The organism is Monashia sp. HAY1-2A (genome assembly GCF_056755315.1).
The window spans coordinates 39,181-56,724 of sequence record NZ_JBNDHY010000006.1 but is presented as its reverse complement, the minus strand read 5'-3'; the positions used below and the strand labels follow the sequence as shown (position 1 = coordinate 56,724).

Annotated in this window: 16 protein-coding genes; 9 read left to right on the top strand and 7 right to left on the bottom strand. The window is 71.2% G+C overall.

The genetic code is table 11. The features are described from left to right. Positions 1–55 precede the first annotated feature (55 nt). The 5 genes from ACPYOM_RS01945 to ACPYOM_RS01925 form a co-directional block, all read right to left on the bottom strand. Positions 56–1,828, bottom strand: coding sequence for a GAF domain-containing sensor histidine kinase (locus ACPYOM_RS01945; RefSeq protein ID WP_481344690.1), 1,773 nt, complete (start codon positions 1,826–1,828; stop codon positions 56–58). Between the two features lie 28 nt (positions 1,829–1,856). Continuing rightward, on the bottom strand, positions 1,857–2,933 hold the full coding sequence (locus ACPYOM_RS01940) for a zinc-dependent alcohol dehydrogenase family protein (RefSeq protein WP_481344689.1): 1,077 nt from the start codon (positions 2,931–2,933) through the stop codon (positions 1,857–1,859). Between the two features lie 94 nt (positions 2,934–3,027). Further along, on the bottom strand, positions 3,028–3,303 hold the full coding sequence (locus ACPYOM_RS01935) for an SHOCT domain-containing protein (protein ID WP_481344688.1): 276 nt from the start codon (positions 3,301–3,303) through the stop codon (positions 3,028–3,030). 25 nt (positions 3,304–3,328) lie between these two features. Then, complete coding sequence (locus ACPYOM_RS01930; RefSeq protein WP_481344687.1) at positions 3,329–3,643, bottom strand: 2TM domain-containing protein; 315 nt, start codon at positions 3,641–3,643, stop codon at positions 3,329–3,331. A 94-nt stretch (positions 3,644–3,737) separates the two neighbouring features. Beyond that, positions 3,738–5,108 carry an MBL fold metallo-hydrolase RNA specificity domain-containing protein gene (locus ACPYOM_RS01925; protein WP_481344686.1) on the bottom strand — a complete coding sequence of 457 codons (1,371 nt, stop codon included), beginning with the start codon at positions 5,106–5,108 and terminating at the stop codon, positions 3,738–3,740. Positions 5,109–5,372: 264 nt separating this feature from the next. Here ACPYOM_RS01925 and ACPYOM_RS01920 point away from each other — a divergent pair, with 264 nt between their 5' ends. Together ACPYOM_RS01920 and ACPYOM_RS01915 are read left to right on the top strand one after the other, a co-directional pair. Then, the gene (locus tag ACPYOM_RS01920) at positions 5,373–7,916 is read left to right on the top strand and encodes a cation-translocating P-type ATPase (protein ID WP_481344685.1); all 2,544 of its coding nucleotides are present in this window, start codon (positions 5,373–5,375) and stop codon (positions 7,914–7,916) included. A 150-nt stretch (positions 7,917–8,066) separates the two neighbouring features. Next, entirely contained in the window at positions 8,067–8,828 is a 762-nt protein-coding gene (locus tag ACPYOM_RS01915; RefSeq protein WP_481344684.1) for an SDR family NAD(P)-dependent oxidoreductase, read from the top strand. A 119-nt stretch (positions 8,829–8,947) separates the two neighbouring features. Here ACPYOM_RS01915 and ACPYOM_RS01910 read toward each other — a convergent pair whose 3' ends face one another. Continuing rightward, positions 8,948–9,913: a universal stress protein gene (locus ACPYOM_RS01910; protein ID WP_481344683.1), complete on the bottom strand. Its 966-nt coding sequence runs from the start codon at positions 9,911–9,913 to the stop codon at positions 8,948–8,950. 170 nt (positions 9,914–10,083) lie between these two features. Between ACPYOM_RS01910 and ACPYOM_RS01905 the strand changes: the two genes are divergently transcribed. From ACPYOM_RS01905 to ACPYOM_RS01880, 6 genes are all read left to right on the top strand, one after another. Beyond that, entirely contained in the window at positions 10,084–10,986 is a 903-nt protein-coding gene (locus ACPYOM_RS01905) for a universal stress protein (protein ID WP_481344682.1), read from the top strand. Between the two features lie 29 nt (positions 10,987–11,015). Further along, complete coding sequence (locus ACPYOM_RS01900; protein ID WP_481344681.1) at positions 11,016–11,261, top strand: PLDc N-terminal domain-containing protein; 246 nt, start codon at positions 11,016–11,018, stop codon at positions 11,259–11,261. Between the two features lie 105 nt (positions 11,262–11,366). Continuing rightward, the gene (locus ACPYOM_RS01895) at positions 11,367–12,014 is read left to right on the top strand and encodes a CPBP family intramembrane glutamic endopeptidase (RefSeq protein ID WP_481344680.1); all 648 of its coding nucleotides are present in this window, start codon (positions 11,367–11,369) and stop codon (positions 12,012–12,014) included. Between the two features lie 108 nt (positions 12,015–12,122). Continuing rightward, on the top strand, positions 12,123–12,503 hold the full coding sequence (locus ACPYOM_RS01890; protein ID WP_481343692.1) for a hypothetical protein: 381 nt from the start codon (positions 12,123–12,125) through the stop codon (positions 12,501–12,503). 138 nt (positions 12,504–12,641) lie between these two features. Then, positions 12,642–13,214 (top strand): nitroreductase/quinone reductase family protein, encoded by a 573-nt coding sequence (locus ACPYOM_RS01885; protein ID WP_481344679.1) that lies wholly within the window; start codon positions 12,642–12,644, stop codon positions 13,212–13,214. Between the two features lie 67 nt (positions 13,215–13,281). Next, positions 13,282–14,769, top strand: coding sequence for a nuclear transport factor 2 family protein (locus ACPYOM_RS01880; protein WP_481344678.1), 1,488 nt, complete (start codon positions 13,282–13,284; stop codon positions 14,767–14,769). A gap of 80 nt (positions 14,770–14,849) precedes the next feature. Here the strand turns inward: ACPYOM_RS01880 and ACPYOM_RS01875 are convergent, their stop codons facing one another. After that, on the bottom strand, positions 14,850–15,698 hold the full coding sequence (locus ACPYOM_RS01875; RefSeq protein WP_481344677.1) for an IclR family transcriptional regulator: 849 nt from the start codon (positions 15,696–15,698) through the stop codon (positions 14,850–14,852). Positions 15,699–15,921: 223 nt separating this feature from the next. On the opposite strand from ACPYOM_RS01875, the gene aceB reads away from it, so the two are divergent. Then, positions 15,922–17,544, top strand: a complete 1,623-nt coding sequence (gene aceB / locus ACPYOM_RS01870; RefSeq protein ID WP_481344676.1) for a malate synthase A — start codon at positions 15,922–15,924, stop codon at positions 17,542–17,544.

Genomic DNA, 17,544 nt, shown 5'->3' with positions numbered 1-17,544 from the left:
AGACTAGGGCGCACGGGTCGTCCGGGGTAGGTGCGAAAGTCCTGCTTCTCCCGGCTCACAGCGGGACGGTCCAGACCAGCTCGGTTCCCCGCGGCTCGGAGGGTGACACGTGGAAGGTGCCGGATCGAGCTGCAGCCCTCTGGCCCAGGTTCGCCAGACCACTGCGCCGGTCGTCGGTACCGATACCGACCCCGTCGTCGGTGACCGTGACGGACAGCGAGGTCCCGAAGGTGACGACGACCGAGGCCGAACCGGCCTGGGCATGCCGCGACACGTTGGCCAGGGCCTCCCGGACGACGGCGAGAAGGTCGCCGCGCAGCCCGGCATCGTCCGGTTCAGGGCCGCCGGCGAGCTCCAGGGTCGGGGTGAACCCCAGGCTCACCCCGGCAGACCGCACGATCTCCTGCAGCTCTTCGTGCAGCGTTCGATCCTGGGTCGGGGAGCGGAGCTCGAAGATGGTGGAGCGGATGTCCTTGATCGCCTCGTCCAGGCTGTTCACGGCCTCGTCGAGCCGCGACCTCACGACCGGATGCACGGCGAGCCGTTCCGCCGCCTGGAGGGACAGCCCCGTGGCGAACAGGCGCTGGATGACGTGGTCGTGCATGTCCCGGGCGATGCGGTCCCGGTCCTCGAGCATGGCGAGCAGCTGCCGGTCGTGCTGGGCCCGCGCGGCCACCAGCCCGAGGGCCACCTGCTGCGCGAACGTGGCCAAGCCGGGCAGCGCGGTCGAGGCGGCGTCCTCCTGTCCTGGCTGCCACTGCACCGCAAGGTGACCGATGTCGCCGCGGCCGGTGGAGAACGGCACGACGGCCGTCGGCCCGCCCGCCGTGCGTCCCACCAGCTTCGCGAGGTACACCGGGAAGCGTCCAGCGGGACCCTTGTCCCCGCCCTGAGGAATGAGCAGGTTCAGCCCGCTGCCCAGGACCTCCGACCAGCCCTCCCAGCTCTCCATGGGCGGCAGGTCGGTCCGTGCCGACGCCCCCTCCTCAGGAGGCACCTCCCCAGGCGACTTCTCCGCGCCGCGTCGGTGCTGCACAGCGCGCACACGCGTCGGGGCGCTCTCCTCGTCGCGCAGCGCCACCAGACACACCTCGGCCTTCGTGAGGGCGAGGACCTCCTTGGCGAGAACGGACATCGCGAGGTTCTCGTCCTCACCCTCCAGCAGGCCTCGCGTCAGCTCGCTGACGGCCTCGGCCCACGAGCGCTGTTGCCGACTGCGCTCATAGAGACGTGCGTTCTCGATCGCGAACCCTGCAGCTCCCGCCAGCGCGACGAGCATGGCCTCGTCGCCCTCGGTGAACTCCTTGTCACCCTGGCGCTCCGCCAGGTAGAGGTTGCCGAAGACCTCGTCGCGGATCCGTATCGGGGTTCCCACGAAGGTCGTCATGGGCGGGTGGTTCGGTGGGAAACCGACGGACTCGGGGTGCGCGCCGATGTCCGACAGCCGCTGGGGACGTGGGTCCCGGATGAGCAGGCCGAGGATGCCGTGTCCCGACGGCGGGTCCCCGATGCGCTCTCGCTCGTCGGGGCTCACACCGTGCGTGATGAACTCCATGAGGTGCTCACCGTCGGGCCCCAGCACGCCCAACGCTCCGTAACGGGCGTTGACGAGGGCGCACGCAGATCGGACGATGCGCGCCAGGACCTCCGACAGGTCGAGGTCCTCGCTGACGGCAGTCACGGCGTCGAGGAGTCCCTCGAACTGGGCGCGTGACCGTTGCGCAGCCTCCGCCCGGGAGTGAAGCTCCTCCATGATGTCGTCGACGTGCAACGACAACGCGTCACCCCACGGCGAGGATCCGCGACCATGCCCGGTCTCCGACTCCACGGGTCAAGGATAGGTCGCCCGTGACCGGCTAACGCTGAGATGGAGCCCGTCCTGTCCCGGCTGAGCCCTGGCGGTCGACGTCCAGAACCGCCACGCCCGTGAGTCGACCCGACGACAGGTCCTCCAGGGCCCGGTCCGCGTCGTCGAAGGGGTAGGCAGTCACGTCGGCACGGACCGACAAGGCGGCAGCGAGGCGGAACAGCTCCTCGCCGTCCGCTCGTGTGTTGGCCGTCACCGAGGTGAGCCGCTTCTCGTGGAACAGGTGTGTCTGGTAGTCGAGTGGTGGCACCTCGGTGACGTGGATGCCCGCAAGCGCGAGGGTTCCACCTCGTTCCAGGGCGGCCATCGCCCTCGGCACGAGCTCTCCGGCGGGCGCGAAGACGATGGCGGCGTCGAGCGGAACCGGCGGATCGTCGAACGCCCCTGCGGCCGAGGCCGCCCCCAACGAGAGCGCCAGGCGGCGGGCCTCCTCGCCCCGCGTCATGACGTGGACCTCGGCGCCCTGAGCGATCGCGATCTGCGCCGTGAGGTGCGCGCTGGCGCCGAAACCATAGATGCCGAGCCGTCCTCCCGGGGGCAGGGCGGCCCGACGCAGTGAGCGGTAGCCGATGATCCCCGCACACAGCAGGGGAGCGGCCTGCTCGTCCGGCAGCCCCGTCGGCAGGGTGTACGCGTAGGCGGCCGGCACGACGGCGTACTCGGCATATCCGCCGTCGGCGTCCCAGCCGGTGAACGTCGCCGCTTCGCAGAGGTTCTCGGAGCCTGTGCGGCACCAGCGGCACTCGCCGCAGGTGCCGCGAAGCCACGCGATGCCCACACGGTCCCCGATGACGAACCGGGTCGTCCCTGCACCGACCTGCACCACCCGCCCCACCACCTCGTGTCCGGGGACGACCGAGGGTCGGTGCACCGGGAGGTCGCCGTCCGAGACGTGAAGGTCGGTCCGGCACACGCCGCACACGGCAACACGCACGAGGACCTCGTTCCCGCCGGGGGAGGGTACGGCACGTTCCACCGGACGGATCCGGTGCGGGCCACCGCGGCCGGTGACCTCCCACACCCGCATGGTCGAGGGGAGCGCGGCCCGGTCCGCTGGTGGGGCCATGTCCTGCCTCCTTCGCGCACCGCACGCCGACGTGACGGCGCCGCTGGTCCTTCCGGTTTCACCGTGGGTGCCCAGCGGCCACGGGCCGGGCGAGTCAGTGCTCTTGGCTGATGAGGCGCTTCGCCTGCTGGTACTGCTCCGCGTCGATCTCACCACGCGCCAGCCGCTCGTCGAGGATCTGCGTGGGGGTGGGCCGTCGAACCGGTCCGGCCTGACCTCCGCGCTCACGCGGGACGCGACCGGGACGTTCGCGGGCGACGATCTGCTGCACGACGTAGGCGGCGAGCAGGCCGAGCCCCACGGCCGGGAGGATCATGACGAGCCACATGCCCCAGCCCATGCCGAATCCGACTCCGCCGTTCCACCACATGGTGCCTCCTTCCGGGGCGCCGCCGTCAGCCCTTGTGCTCGGTCCGGCGCAGCCGTTCCATCTCCGCTTCGACCTGCTCCGGGCCGGGTGTGGGCGACAGGACGTCCCACGCGTGGAAGGCCATCCCGATGCCCCATCCGAAGATCGGGAACACGGGCCAGAAGAACGCGGCGCCGGTGACGTACCAGAGCGCGACCAGCAACAGGTTGACGGTGACGTACGCGAGCGCGTGTGCGGCCAGGCCGCGCTTGGCCTCGAGCCGCTTGACGGCTCTCCGACGCAGCTCGAGCTCGTCCTCGTCGTTCTTGCGCGTGTGGTCCGAGGTCAGGTACTCGGTCATCACCACTCCTCTCTCTCACGTCCAGCCTGGCCGCGCACGACGACCGGCGCAGGGGCCGAACGTCCCGTGTACGGGGTTTGCCGGACACTGTTGGCTAGTCGACGACCACTCGCTCGCCACGCCGTGGCACCACGACGGGGCAGTCGAGCCTGCCGCCGATCGTTTCGGCCAGAGCGGAGCTGGCCGCTGGTTCGCCGTGCACGACGTAGACGGCCTCAGGAGGGTCCGGCAGCTCCTCGAGCCACTGCAGCAGCTCGCGCGAGTCCGCATGGACCGAGAAGCCTTCGTCGGTGACGACCTCGGCGCGGACGCGAACGTACTGACCCATCATCTTGAGCTCCCGTGCGCCTTCCTGCAGGAGGCGCCCCCGAGTCCCGGCTGCCTGGTAGCCGGTGAGGACCACGGTGTTGCGCGGATGGGGCAGCAGCGAGCGAAGGTGGTGGACCACGCGCCCGCCGGTGGCCATCCCCGACGCCGAGATGATGATGCACGGCGTGCCGGGAGTGTTGAGCCGCTTCGACTCCTCAGCGGTGTGCGCGGTGCGCAGTCGGGACAGGGCAGACAGGGCCGAGAGGGCGTCAGGACGTAGCTCCGCCTCGTTCTCCGGGCGCCGGTAGACCTCCAGCGCCGCCAGAGCCATGGGGCTGTCGACGTAGATGGGCACATCCGGGATGAGGTTGCGCTGACGAAGTCGGGCCAGGGCCAGCAGAACCAGCTCGGTGCGGTCCACGGCAAACGCCGGGATGAGCACGGAGCCACCACGACCTATCGTGCGACGGACCACGTCCGCGAGTACCTCGTGGCCGCCGGCACCGTCGGCGTGCACGCGGTCGCCGTACGTCGACTCCACCACCACCGTGCGGGCAGCCAGTGGTCGGTCGCGTGGCAGGAGCAAGGGATGGGTGGGACGCCCCAGGTCGCCGGAGAACAGCACGCTCGCGCTCCCCATGGTGATGTGCGCCGAGGCTGACCCGAGAACGTGGCCCGCGCGGACGAGCGTGACCTCGGCTTGGCATCGCAGCGTCGTCGGCTTTCCGTACTCGCAGGGGCGCATGAGCTGCATGGTGTCGTCGGCGTCGGCCCACGTGTAGAGGGGGAGCGCCGGGTCGTGCTTGGAGAACCCACCTGCCCGCGCGTCGGCAGCGTCCTCCTCCTGGAGCTTGGCCGCGTCGTGCAGCACGATGTCCGCCAGGGCCGCCGTCCCCGTGGTGGCCCAGATCGGCCCCGTGTACCCGCGATGGACGAGAGCCGGCAGGTAGCCACAGTGGTCGAGGTGGGTGTGGGTCAGCACGACGTCCGACACCGTGCCCGGTTCGACGCCGGGGTCCTCCCAGTTGAGGCGGCGCAGCTCCCGCTCGCCCTGGTAGAGACCACAGTCCACGAGCACGCGCCCGTGGGCGTCCTCGAGAAGGAACTTGCTTCCGGTGACGGCCCCTGCGGCTCCGAGGAAGGTGAGCGTGGTCATCGTGTCATCGTCCTGCGCGCGCAAGGACGGCACCAGGGACCAATGGCACCCCCGCTGGAGGAACGAACGTGGTCAGCTGCTCTCGGCAGCCAGCACCTGAGCGTCGCCGGGCCGGGACGTTCCACGATGTGACGGGTCCTTCGGCCCTGGTCCGAGGGACGAGCCCGGCCAAGGCTGAAGGGTGGAGAGGCGGCCCGCATCGGCTCACGCCGGGACTCCTGGCCCTGTGTGACCGAAGGTCCGGGGACCGCAGAGGAGGTGCGCATGCACTCACGCGTGGGAGATCCGACCGACCTCCATCTCGACCGCGGCTCGGGCCCGCCTCCCGGCGGTGGCCTCCCCGGTCTGTCCGCGTCCGAGGCCGAGGTGCGGCTCCGCCTTCACGGGCCCAATGAAGTACCGGCGCCACCATCTCCTTCCGCGGTCAGCCGGCTCGTTCGCAGCCTGCGAGACCCGCTGGTGCTCGTGCTGCTCACCGCCCTTGGTCTCACCCTGGTCACCGGCGACTACACGGACAGCGCGGTGATCGGTCTGGTCGTCATCGTCAACTCCGCGATGGGCCTGCGGCAGGAGATCAAGGCCGAGCGGTCGGTGCGCGCGCTCTCGGCGCTCGTCGAGCCGAGGGCGTGGGTGGAGCGCTCAGGGCGAGCGATCGAGGTGCCGTCGACAACGCTGGTTCCCGGAGACCTGATGCTGCTGCGGCAGGGTGACCTCGTCCCGGCCGACGCCTGGCTGGTCGACGGAGCCGGTCTCGAGGCCGACGAGTCGATGCTCACCGGGGAGTCGGTGCCGGTGCCGAAGTCCCCTCGTCAGGACCCGGGGCCGGCCGCGGGTGGGGGCTTGCCTTCGTGCGATACGGATTCTCCGAGCGCTCTCTTCTCCGGAACCGTCGTGGTCCACGGGCATGGTCGTGCCCGGGTGACCGCGACCGGCGCGCGCAGCACCGTGGGCCGGATCGCCGGCATGACGGGGCGTCCCGGCGCGCCGACGCCCCTGCAGAGGCGGATGGCTCGCCTCTCGGCCTACCTCGCGGTCGGAGCGGTGCTGCTGAGCGCCGTCGTCCTCGTCCTCGGCGTGGCGCGCGGCGAGCCCTTGGAGGTCATGCTGCTGGCGACGGTGGCGCTCGTCGTGGCCGCCGTCCCCGAATCGCTCCCGCTCGTGGTCACACTCGGTCTCGCGCTTGCAGCTCGCCGCATGGCCGGCAGGCGAGCCGTGGTGCGCGACCTGGCCGCTGTCGAGACGCTCGGGTCCGTCACCCTGCTCGCCACCGACAAGACCGGGACCCTCACGCAAGGAAGCATGAGCGTCGCGGCGACCTGGCAACCGGACGACGCTGCCCCGTCCGACCTGACGAGGGCCTTGGCCCTGTGCAACGACGCCGTGCTGGCGAAGGCGTCCGGCCGGCCCCATGGCGACCCGACCGACACCGCCCTGCTCCTGGCAGCAGTGGACCGGGGCGCCGATGTGGCGAGACTGAGGGCCGATCACCCGCGGATCCGCGAGGTGCCGTTCGACAGCACCCGCAAGGCCATGGAGACGATCCACCGGGAGCCCACCGGCGCCAGTCTCACCCTCCGGAAGGGAGCCCCCGAGGCCATGCTCACGGCGGACGCCGTGGCCGAGGATCCAGCCGTTCTCGCCGAGGCCCGGGAGCTGGCGCACCGGTGGGGACGAGCCGGGATGCGCGTCCTGGCCGTGACGCAGGACCACGCAACGGCCGGCGACGGCAACGTCGCGCGGCCGCGTCTGCTCGGGCTGGTGGCCCTGCACGACCCGGTGCGCGAGACCTCCCGGGACACGGTCGCGTCGTGTCGGGATGCCGGCCTGCAGGTCGTCCTCATCACGGGTGACCATGCCGCCACGGCCCACGCCATCGCCGAAGAGGTGGGGATTCTCGACGGCCCCCCTGAGGAGCCCGGGGACCAGCCGGCGGATTCGACCGTCGAGGCGGCCGATGTGGAGCGTCGCCGGGTCATCGCCCGTGCAACACCGGCGGACAAGCATGCCATCGTCACCGCCCTGCAGCGGTCGGGGCACGTGGTGGCGATGACCGGTGACGGTGTCAACGATGCCCCGGCGCTCAGCCGGGCCGACATCGGGATCGCCATGGGAGAGCGCGGCACCGAGGTCGCACGCCAGGCCGCGGACCTCGTCCTCGCCGACGACAACCTCGCGACCCTGGTGTCGGCGATCGAGGAAGGCCGCCGCGTCTACGACAACCTGCGGAGGTTCCTCGCCTACGGACTCTCCGGTGGCGCGTCCGAAGTCCTCCTCATGCTGGTGGGGCCCCTGGTCGGGGTGCCGTTGCCCTTGCTCCCTGCCCAGATCCTGTGGCTCAACCTCCTGACGCACTCTTTCGCCGGAGCAGGGCTCGCCGGCCAGCCCGCGGACAGCCGAGTCCTGCGTCGCGGACCCCGGGCACCCGACGAAGGACCGCTCGCTCGCGGGTTGTGGTGGCGCATCTCGGTCCTGGCCGTGTACCTCGCTGCCGTCAGCGTGGCGGCGATGTGGGTCAGTCCGGCCTCCGCCCACTCCGCGGTGCTCCTGACGCTCGGGGCCGGACAGCTGGCGGTGGCCTGGGGCGTGCGCACCCCCGGCGCGCCGGTACGGACGCGCGCCGGGCACGCCGACCCGCTGCTGCTCGCGCTGCTCCTCGCCGGACTCATGCTCACGGCGGCGGTCACCGTGCTCCCGCTTCGAGAGCTGCTGGGGACCGAGGTTGTCGACGCGACGGCGTGGGGGGTCGCGGCCGCCGCCGGCATCGGAGCCTTCCTGCTGACACGGCTCACCAGGACGAGCTCGGTTTGAGTGTCCCTGCGACGTGACCCGGTGCGTCGCGTGCGCCCGAGTTGCGTGCGCCTCGAGACCGGGTCCGGTCACGCGGGCGGGACCTCCGACCCTGCCGCGCCTGCCGTCGGTGGCCGGACAGTGGTGTCCTCGACAGAGAGGAACAGGACGATGAACACGTATGGCCTGGGGGGCAAGGCGGCCGTCATCACCGGTGGGGCATCCGGGATCGGACGAGCCTGTGCCCAGACGATGGCACGCTCAGGAGCCGACATCTCGATCTGGGACCGGGAGTGGGAGCAGATCGAGCTGGTGCTGAAGGAGCTGGACGCACTCGAGTGCCGGACGCATGGCGTGACCGTCGACGTCGGAGACCCGGCCTCCGTGGACGCCGCCATGGCCGCGACCCTGGCCGCGTTCGGGCACGTGGACATCGCGGTGTGCAACGCCGGGATCGGTGGCGCGGCGCTGCCGAGTGGGGACTACGGCGACGAGGCATGGCACGAGGTCATCCGGGTCAACCTCGACGGCGTCTTCTACACGCAGCGGGCTGCCATCGCGGCCATGAAGGCACGTGGACGCGGCGGCTCGGTCATCAACATGGCATCCGTCCTCGGGGCCGTCGGCTTCCCCACCGCGAGCGCCTACACGGCGGCGAAGCATGCGGTTGTCGGCCTCACCAAGGTGGCGGCCTGGGACCACGCGACCGACGGCATCAGGGTGAACGCGGTGGGCCCCGGCTTCATCCGCACGCCGCTGCTCGAGGCCAACCTCGACGAGGCCACACTGCAGGCGCTCGCCACTCAGCACGCACTCCAACGCATCGGCGACCCGCACGAGGTGGCCGAGCTCGTGGCCTGGCTCGCCAGCGACGGCGCGTCCTTCGCGACCGGCGGCTACTACCCGATCGACGGCGGATACCTCGCCCGCTGAGCGCGCCCCGGACGCGCTGGCCCGGGCCTGCAGCCGACGTGCCAGTCGTACGAGTCTCACGACTCGTACGACTGGCACGTCCGGCGTCAGTCCGGGCTCATGACGGGCTCACAACGAGCTCATGACGGGCTCATGGCCCGGACGACGAGCACGGGCACGGGTGCGTGGTGGACCACGGCCCGGCTCACCGACCCGAGCAGCAGCCGGTCGAACCCGCCGATGCCGCGCGTACCCACGACGACCAGGCCTGCGGACGCGCCGAGCTCGATGAGAGCCCGCACCGGGTGCTCCTCGATGACCGTCGTCTCGACCGTGAGACCAGGATGCGTGGCCCGGACCTGCGCAACAGCGCTGTCCACCGACTCGCGCGCCTCGTGCTCGAAGAAGCCGACGCCGCTGTCGAGCTGCATGTTCTCGAACGAGAGCGGCCAGCCGACGAACGACATGCTCCACGCGCGGACGATGTGCAGCGGCGCGTCCCATCGTTCGGCGAACTCGGCTGCGCGGGCGACGGCCACCTCGCCGTCGTGCGCCCCGTCGATGCCCACCATGACGGGCCGTCCCGGCCCGGGGAGGGTGAGGTTCCCGCCGGGGATGACGGCGACGTCGCACCCGGCGTGCGCCGCGACCGCGAAGGCGGTCGACCCCGTCACGAGTGCCCGGACCCGGCTGCCCGGGTGTCCGACGACGACGAGTGCCGCGCGTCTGGAGGCGTCGACCAAGGTCGCGACGGCCCCGCCGCGCACGGCCTCGGCCACGATGCGGTCGCCGTCCAGGACGGTCCGCGCGCGGTCCCGGCCGGCCGCCACGACCTGCCGAGCCCGCTGGTCGAGGTCCACCGGCAGCAGCGCGCTGCCTGTCAGCCCGTCGCCCTCGACGCCGACGTAGGGACTCGCGCACAGGACGAGAAGCCCGCTGCCACGGCGGCTCGCCTCCCGGGCCGCCCAGTCGAGCGCCGCATCGGCCCCGTGGGTGCCGTCGTAGCCGACGACGACGGTGGTTCCCTCGTCAGGGTGGGCGCCGCGCCGGGGGGCGGTGCTCGTGACCGTCTGTCCGTCTCTGTCCTGGTGCCGCACCGTGACCATGGCTCCTCCTTGGATCGTGCTCTGTCTCCAGACTTTCGGCGGCGGCACGGCGCGACACGGGTCGAAGGTCCTGACATCTGCGGAGGCCTTCGAGAGAGGCCTTCGGGGGTGACACGGGGGCGGGCCCTTGGTCCCTGCCGACGAGGAGCCCTGCCGCCCACGATCGGTGTATGACCACGAACACTCTTTCCCCTGGGGCGATCCTCGTCGGCTATGACGGGCGCCGAAGCAGCCGCGGCGCCCTGTGCTGGGCCGTGCACGAGGCGAGGTCGCGCAACCGCGCCCTGCACGTGCTGCACGTCCAGCCATGGGCCGGAGAGCCGCTCCCGGGCACGGACCCGCGACGCGAGGAGCGCGTCGTCATGGAGTCCGCGATGTCAGTGGTGGAGCAGCACGCTCCCGGCCTCGAGATGAGGTACGAGACGGTGACCGGGCCGCCGGCCCGCGAGCTGCTGACTCGCGCTCAGACCTCCGAGATGGTCGTGCTCGGCGGACAGCGTCAGGGCACCTTGGAAGCCGTCGTCGGTGGCGCGATCGCGACGCAGCTCGCGGGCCGCAGCGGCTGCCCTCTCGTGGTGGTCAACGACACGATGCGGCTGGCTGAGTCGAGCTTCCCAGCTGGGGAAAGGACGTATCGGCGGCACCTGACGGTCGGGGTGGACGGCAGCGAGGCCTGTGGTCCTGCCGTGGCCTTCGCCTTCGACCGGGCCAGCAGGCTGGGCCTCGCGCTCACGGCCGTCGCGTGCTGGTGGTGGCAGGACACCGGGCCCTATCTGGCCGGTGCCATGGACTGGTCGGACACCGCGCGGGACAGCGAGGCCCGGCTGGTCTCGGAGCAGCTGGCGGGCTGGTGCGACAAGTATCCGGACGTGAAGGTCGAGTCCACGCTGGTGCGCGGGCACCCGGTCGAGACGCTCATCGAGGAGTCGGCCGGCTCCGAGCTGCTCGTCGTGGGCAGCCGCGGCCATGGCGGATTCGCCGGGCTCGTCCTCGGGTCCGTGAGCCTGCGCGTGCTCACGCACGCTCGAACTCCCGTGGCGGTCGTCCCCTCCGAGCTCTCGTCGGATGAGTGACGTCGGGCATGAGGGATGAGGGAGGAACCATGAACCAGCGGCGGACCAAGCAGTGGTCGGACCTGAGCAGCAGGCAGAGGACAGCCACTCTGGTGGCCGCCTCCGTGCAGCTGTCCCTGGCGGCGACGGCGTGGGTCGACCTCGCCCGCCGAGACGCTGCCGAGGTCAACGGGAGCAAGGCGAAGTGGGCCGCCATCATCGCGATCAGCTGGGTCGGGCCGATCGTGTACTTCGCGCGGGGCCGCAAGCAGGCGTCGTCTCCCGGTGGGCCTTGACAGAACAGGCTCACGAGCGGGGCGGCTGACGTGACTCGTGTTGAGCCAGCGCGAGACAACCCTGCATTGAGCCAGGGACCGCCCCCGCGTGCGCTGGCAAGGGCGATGCTGGTCATCCTGGCGCTGGCCGCCTTCTCAGCTGCCTTCGTGCTTCTCGACCAGGCTTTCAACCACTTCGTCACCTCCCGCTTCCCTCCGATCGGCGCGTCAGTGTGGCTAGCGACGGCGTACGGGCTCGCCTCTCGCCTGCATCTGATCGTCCCGCTCGCGGTGGCCTCTGTCTGGCGACCTCGAATGCTGGGCTTGCGGCAGGGTGAGACTCGACGTCACTGGCGACGGCTCCTGCTGACCCTCCTCGCCAACTGCGGCATCGTGGGTGGGTACCTCCTCCTGACCCGCGGCACCACTCTCTACAGCGGCCACGAGTGGTTGATCACCGAGGTTGTCACCGTTCCGCTCGTCGAGGAGACGATGTGGCGCGGTGCCGTCTTCGCGATGCTGTGCGCCGCATTCGCTCGCATCTACCCCGACCACATGGGCACAACGCTCGCCGTGTGGGCAGGCGGCATCGCTTTCGGTCTGCTGCACGCTGCCAACGCGCTCGTGGGGGTACCCATCGGCTTCGTGGCGGTGCAGGTGCTGAACGCCGCCGTCTGGGGCGTCGTGTACGGATATGCGCGCGCGGTGACGGGCAGCCTGTATCCGCCCCTCATCCTGCACGCAGCGATGAACCTGATCGTCGTTCTGCACTAGGCAATGCGTCGCCTGCCGTGTCTCGACCATCACCCCGCGCGCGAGACCTTCGCCTCTTCTGCGTGAGTCGAACGCAGGCCAGAGTGGGCGGTGGAAGGAGGTGTGATCATGAGACTGAGACTCAAAGACCTGGTCGGCACCATCCTCGTCGTTGCCATCGGCGTCCCCTACGTCGGTTACCTGGTCAACGGCGAGATGCCGTTCGTCAAGGACCCCCGCGGGATGTCAGCCGTCGGCCTCGTCCTGGGCACCGTCGCGTTCCTCGTCATGCGGAGCGGCGACGCCTTCGACCGAGTCGGCAAGGTGGGAACCGGTGTCGCCGTCGTCGCGCTGGTCCTCGGACTGGTGGCTTTGGCCTTCGCTGAAGCCGCCGCCGCCGAGGTACTGCTGGCCGTGTTCATGGGCTCGATCCTCGTCGTGTGGCTGATGGAGATCGTCGACCACGCCGGGTTCGTGCACGCGCACGACGCACCGGCGGCCCACGCCTGACGCCCGACGGGCCCCTGGAGGGTCCACGAGCGGGCTACGCCTGTCGGTGCGGTTCGACGATCCGGGTGCACCGGTGCACCCGGATCGTCGAAGACGCGGCCCGGTCGTGCAGGAAGGCGGAGCAAGGAAGGTGGAATCGTGAAGAACAGTCAGGCGGCCAGGGCCTGGCACGACCGACCCCTTCTCGGGCTTCGGCGGCGGCCGGGCCGGTTGGCACTCGCAGTGTTCCGGCTCCCCCTGGTCCTCTACCGCCGCGGATGGGGTCGGCTTCTCGGTCGCACCTTCATGCTGCTCGTCCACGCTGGACGCACCACGGGACGGGCGCATCCGATGACGGCGATGGTGATGCGGTATGAGCCCACTACCCGTGAGGTCGTCATCCTTTCCGGGTGGGGTCCCGACTCCGACTGGGTCCGGAACCTCCGTGCCCGTCCCGCCCTGCGCGTGGAGGTCGGCCGCGAGTCGTACACCCCGCAACATCGGTTCCTCTCGGACGAGGAAAGCGTCGACGTCGCAAGGGATTTCCTCGGACGGCACCCGTACCGCGGGATGCTGGCTTCGCGGATCCTCGGCTGGCCGGACCTGCGCGCTGAGGCTGCGCTCCGCTCCTTCGTCCGAACCCACCCGTTCGTGGCGCTGCGACCCGCAGCCGTCGGTGCCGACTCGAGTCGCCGAGACGGCGGCCTCGACCGCGCGGCGTGGCCCGGCTGACGTGATGCTCAGTGTGCGCGCTGGTCCGCGGAACCCGGGTCGACGACGACGTGGCCACGGAGCCGCGGTGCTCGGAGCGATCGCCGCGACGTCCGTCGCCCTGCTGACCGGTTCCGGAACGGGCCGGCCCTGGGCCGAGAACGCCGTGCAGTGGATCGCGGCGCGGGACCGCGCGTCGCATCGGTCCGTCGCGGAGCTGCTGATGTTCGAAGCGGCCGACAGCGTGCACCTCCTGTGCTGCAACCAGGTGGGGCCGATCCAGGGCCGCGCGGCCGTGGCCGGCTTCGTCGCGGGCACGTTCTCCTCCATCGAGAAGGGCGTGGCGGGGCGGTCGTACATCGACGTGTCCGGGGCGGTCGTCGAGTACCGGCTGACGCCCGGGTCGGACGGTGACCGCCCGCCCGGGTGGGGTGACCGTCTGGGTCCCGACGAGCTTCTGGTGTCGGAGCACGCCGCCGACGGTGCCGCGACCCGGACCGTGCACGGGGCGTCGCTCCAGTTCCTCACAGCTCCGGTCTACGACGCGCGCACGTGGTTCGGCGAGGACCTGGCTGCCTCACGGGGGCTCGTGGACCGCTACCTGTCCGCGTGGTCCGGACGCGATGGTCGTGCAGTCGGCGCTCTCTACGGGGAGAACGCGACCCTGCTCGACTCTGTGCTGGGAGTGCGGCGCATCGGGCGGGATGCGATCGGGTCGTTTGCCGCGGAGCACGGTGGGGCGCCGCTGCGGCTGGACGCGATCCCCGGTGGCGGGGGGCCGGCGCTCTACGGCTACTGGCCCGAATACCGTGGTCCCCTCACGGCCTACCTGACCTACACCGGTGACGACGGCACCGGCTGCCCGGGTGGCGTCACGGCACAGCTGCAGATCGAGAAGGGCCGGATCGTGGCCGAGCGCCGGTACCACGACGTCGCGTCGATGCGCAGCTGCGTCAGCGCGTCGGAGCTGCCGGACGGCTGGTGGACGCATGCGGTCCTCCCCGCGCCCGTCGAGGACCGGGTCACCGGAACCGTCACGGTGGCCGGGCGGCGGGTCGAGGTGCACAACGGCACCGAGGCGGCCGACGATCTGGTCCGCTGGGCGATGGGACGGTTCCCCACCGCTCACCTCGGCATGCCGGACGTCGCGTCCGTCGCGTTCGACGAGCACGCCCATCCGGTCGAGTGTTCCAGCGACAGATGGGGACTGGCCCGCCCGCAGGGCAGGAGCAGCAGCATCTACCTGTGCGACACCGTCGAAGGGGCGGCCGCGACGCCGTTCCAGCGGTCGATGATGTTGCACGAGCTCGCGCACGCGTGGATGTGGCAGAACCTCGACGAGCCGACCCGGGAGCAGTTCCTGGCCCGGATGCAGCTGCGGGCGTGGAACGCGCCCGGCGTCCCCTGGGAGACCCGCGGGATGGAGCAAGCAGCCGACGTCATCGCATGGGGACTGGCCGAGGCCCCGCTACAGGGTCGGGAGCTCGCGGACCGCAGCTGTGCCGAGCTCACCCAAGCGTTCGAGCTGCTGACCGGCGCTGCCCCACTGCACCTACCGTGCCCGCCGAGGCGGTGACGGCCAGGAGCGCGCGATGTGCACGGGAGCGCGAGCGCGATCGGAGATGAGAGCGCCTGAACCCGGCGGCCGGTCGAACCTCAGGAGCGTGTGCTCAGCTCCGCTGCGATGGCGTCCGCCGCCGAGCGGAGCGGCGCCACGGCCTTCTCGACCATGCCGTCTGCCATCCGGGTGAGCGGGCCGGACATCGAGACCGCGAGCCGGCCGTCGCCCGGCACGGGGACCGCGACACACCGCACACCGAGCTCCTGCTCCTCGTCGTCCACGGCGTACCCGCGGCTCCGGGTCCGGTCGATCTCGGCGATGAACGCATCCGGCGTCGTGATCGAGTGCTCCGTTCGGCTCGCCATCCCGGTGCGCCCGAGCAGCGCTCGGATCTCGTCGTCGTCGTGCGATGCGAGGATCGCCTTGCCGACGGCGGTCGTGTGCGGGTCGACGCGACGACCCACTTCCGTGAACATCCGCATCGAGTTCTGCGAGGGCATCACCTGGCCGACGTAGACCACCTGGTCGCCGTCGAGCATCGCGAGGTTGACCGACTCGCCGAGCTCCGCGACCACGGCGGCCAGGTGCGGCCTGGCCCAGCTGGCCAGCCGCCGCGACGTCGTCTCGCCGAGCCGGATCAGGCGAGGGCCGAGGGCGTACTGCCGCGAGGGCTCCTGACGGACATAGCCGAGGTCGACGAGCGTGCGGACGAGCCGATGGATCGTGGGCAGCGGGAGGTGCGTGTCGGCCGCCAGCTGCGAGAGGCTGATCACGCCGCCGGCGTCGGCGATGGTCTCGAGGATCGCGAAGGCCCGGTCCAGGGACTGGACGCCGCCCGTGGCCCTCGCGCCGCCCGCGGGGCCGCGACCGGACGCCGAGGAGCCCGCGCTCGGCGTGGCGCTGGAGCGGGCGCTCGAACGCGTCCCGGTCGTGCGTGCGGGCATGCGGCCCTGCCTCTCTCGGCTCGTCGTCTCACGAGGCGCAACGCCGTTTGTGAGAATAGTTTTCCGTATGATGAAATCATAGCCCAGCGAGCGCCATCGGGTGGCAGCCAGCGCCGTGCGTCACTGCCGTCCAGTCTCGCAGGGGGACGGCCGCCGCCGGCGAGGCGGGGCCGCGTGTCCGAACCACGAACCAGCCCCACGCGGGCGTGAGCAAGGAGCGAGCATGACAGCCACCGGCACCCTCACTGTCGCAGGACCGCCCGTCGAGCGAAGCGACGAGGTCCTGACGCCGGAGGCGCTCGAGCTCGTGGCCGACCTCCAGCGCCGCTTCGGCGCCCGACGTGACGAGCTGCTCCGCGCGCGGGCCGCGCGTCGGGCTGCCCTCGCGGACGGTGGCACGCTCGACTTCCTCCCCGAGACGGCCGAGGTCCGGTCCGGTGACTGGACGGTCGCCGCACCGCCTCCCGCCCTGCGCGACCGGCGCGTCGAGATCACGGGTCCGACCGACCGCAAGATGGCGATCAATGCCCTCAACAGCGGAGCGAGGGTGTGGCTCGCCGACCTCGAGGACGCCAACACCCCGCACTGGCGCAACGTCGTCGGGGGACAGGTGACGCTGCGCGACGCCGTCCGCGGCACCATCGCGTTCACGAGCCCCGAGGGCAAGGAGTACGCCCTGCGCGACCCGGAGCAGGCACCCGTCATCGTGCCGCGTCCGCGGGGCTGGCACTTCGACGAGGCCCACGTCACGCTCGACGGCGCACCGGTCGTGGCAGCGCTGCTCGACTTCGGCCTCTACGCCTTCCACAACACGCACGAGCTGCTCCGGCGCGGGAGCGGTCCCTACTTCTACCTCCCGAAGATGGAGTCGCACCTCGAGGCGCGTCTGTGGGACGACGTCTTCACCCGCACCGAGGAGGTGCTCGGTCTCGACCACGGCACGATCCGGGCCACCGTGCTCATCGAGACGATCCCGGCCGCCTTCGAGATGGACGAGATCCTCTACGAGCTGCGAGACCATGCAGCCGGGCTCAACGCCGGTCGGTGGGACTACCTCTTCTCCATCATCAAGAACTTCCGCGACGCCGGCCCCGCCTTCACCCTCCCGGACCGCAACGACGTGACGATGAACGCGCCGATGATGAAGGCCTTCAGCGACCTGCTCGTCGCGACGTGCCACCGCCGCGGTGCCATGGCCATCGGCGGCATGGCGGCGTTCATCCCGAGCCGCCGCGACGCCCAGGCCAACGAGCGCGCCTTCGCGAAGGTGCGCGAGGACAAGACCCGCGAGGCGAGGGCCGGCTTCGACGGGTCCTGGGTCGCCCACCCCGACCTCGTCGGCCTGTGCGCCGAGGTCTTCACCGAGACGCTGGGCGACCGGCCCAACCAGCTGGACCGGCAGCGCGACGACGTGAAGGTGACGGCCTCCGACCTGCTCGCAGTCTCCCGGACCCCCGGCGAGCGCACGCTCCAGGGCTTGCGGGGCAACGTGTCCGTCGGCATCCAGTACCTCCACGCCTGGCTCTCGGGCAACGGCGCCGCCGGCATCGACAACCTCATGGAGGACGCCGCCACCGCCGAGATCTCGCGGTCCCAGGTGTGGCAGTGGATCCACAACGACGTGACGCTCGCCGACGGCACGACGGTGACGGCCGAGCTCGTCCAGGCCGTGGTCGAGGAGGAGTGTGCCGCCCTCCGCAGCGCCGTCGGAGGGGACCGTTTCGACGCCGACGGTCTCTGGGCCGAGGCACGTCGGCTGTTCGTCGGCAGCGCGGTCTCCGACGACTTCCCGGACTTCCTCACCCTGCCGGCGTACGCGGCCGTCCTCGACGCCGAGGCCCGCTGA

Coding starts and splice junctions, on each gene's coding strand:
- ACPYOM_RS01940 (WP_481344689.1), bottom strand. CDS start 2,933: ATGGCCCCACCAGCGGACCGGGCCGCGCTCCCCTCGACCATGCGGGTG.
- ACPYOM_RS01935 (WP_481344688.1), bottom strand. CDS start 3,303: ATGTGGTGGAACGGCGGAGTCGGATTCGGCATGGGCTGGGGCATGTGG.
- ACPYOM_RS01930 (WP_481344687.1), bottom strand. CDS start 3,643: ATGACCGAGTACCTGACCTCGGACCACACGCGCAAGAACGACGAGGAC.
- ACPYOM_RS01925 (WP_481344686.1), bottom strand. CDS start 5,108: ATGACCACGCTCACCTTCCTCGGAGCCGCAGGGGCCGTCACCGGAAGC.
- ACPYOM_RS01920 (WP_481344685.1), top strand. CDS start 5,373: ATGCACTCACGCGTGGGAGATCCGACCGACCTCCATCTCGACCGCGGC.
- ACPYOM_RS01915 (WP_481344684.1), top strand. CDS start 8,067: ATGAACACGTATGGCCTGGGGGGCAAGGCGGCCGTCATCACCGGTGGG.
- ACPYOM_RS01910 (WP_481344683.1), bottom strand. CDS start 9,913: ATGGTCACGGTGCGGCACCAGGACAGAGACGGACAGACGGTCACGAGC.
- ACPYOM_RS01905 (WP_481344682.1), top strand. CDS start 10,084: ATGACCACGAACACTCTTTCCCCTGGGGCGATCCTCGTCGGCTATGAC.
- ACPYOM_RS01900 (WP_481344681.1), top strand. CDS start 11,016: ATGAACCAGCGGCGGACCAAGCAGTGGTCGGACCTGAGCAGCAGGCAG.
- ACPYOM_RS01895 (WP_481344680.1), top strand. CDS start 11,367: ATGCTGGTCATCCTGGCGCTGGCCGCCTTCTCAGCTGCCTTCGTGCTT.
- ACPYOM_RS01890 (WP_481343692.1), top strand. CDS start 12,123: ATGAGACTGAGACTCAAAGACCTGGTCGGCACCATCCTCGTCGTTGCC.
- ACPYOM_RS01875 (WP_481344677.1), bottom strand. CDS start 15,698: ATGCCCGCACGCACGACCGGGACGCGTTCGAGCGCCCGCTCCAGCGCC.
- aceB (WP_481344676.1), top strand. CDS start 15,922: ATGACAGCCACCGGCACCCTCACTGTCGCAGGACCGCCCGTCGAGCGA.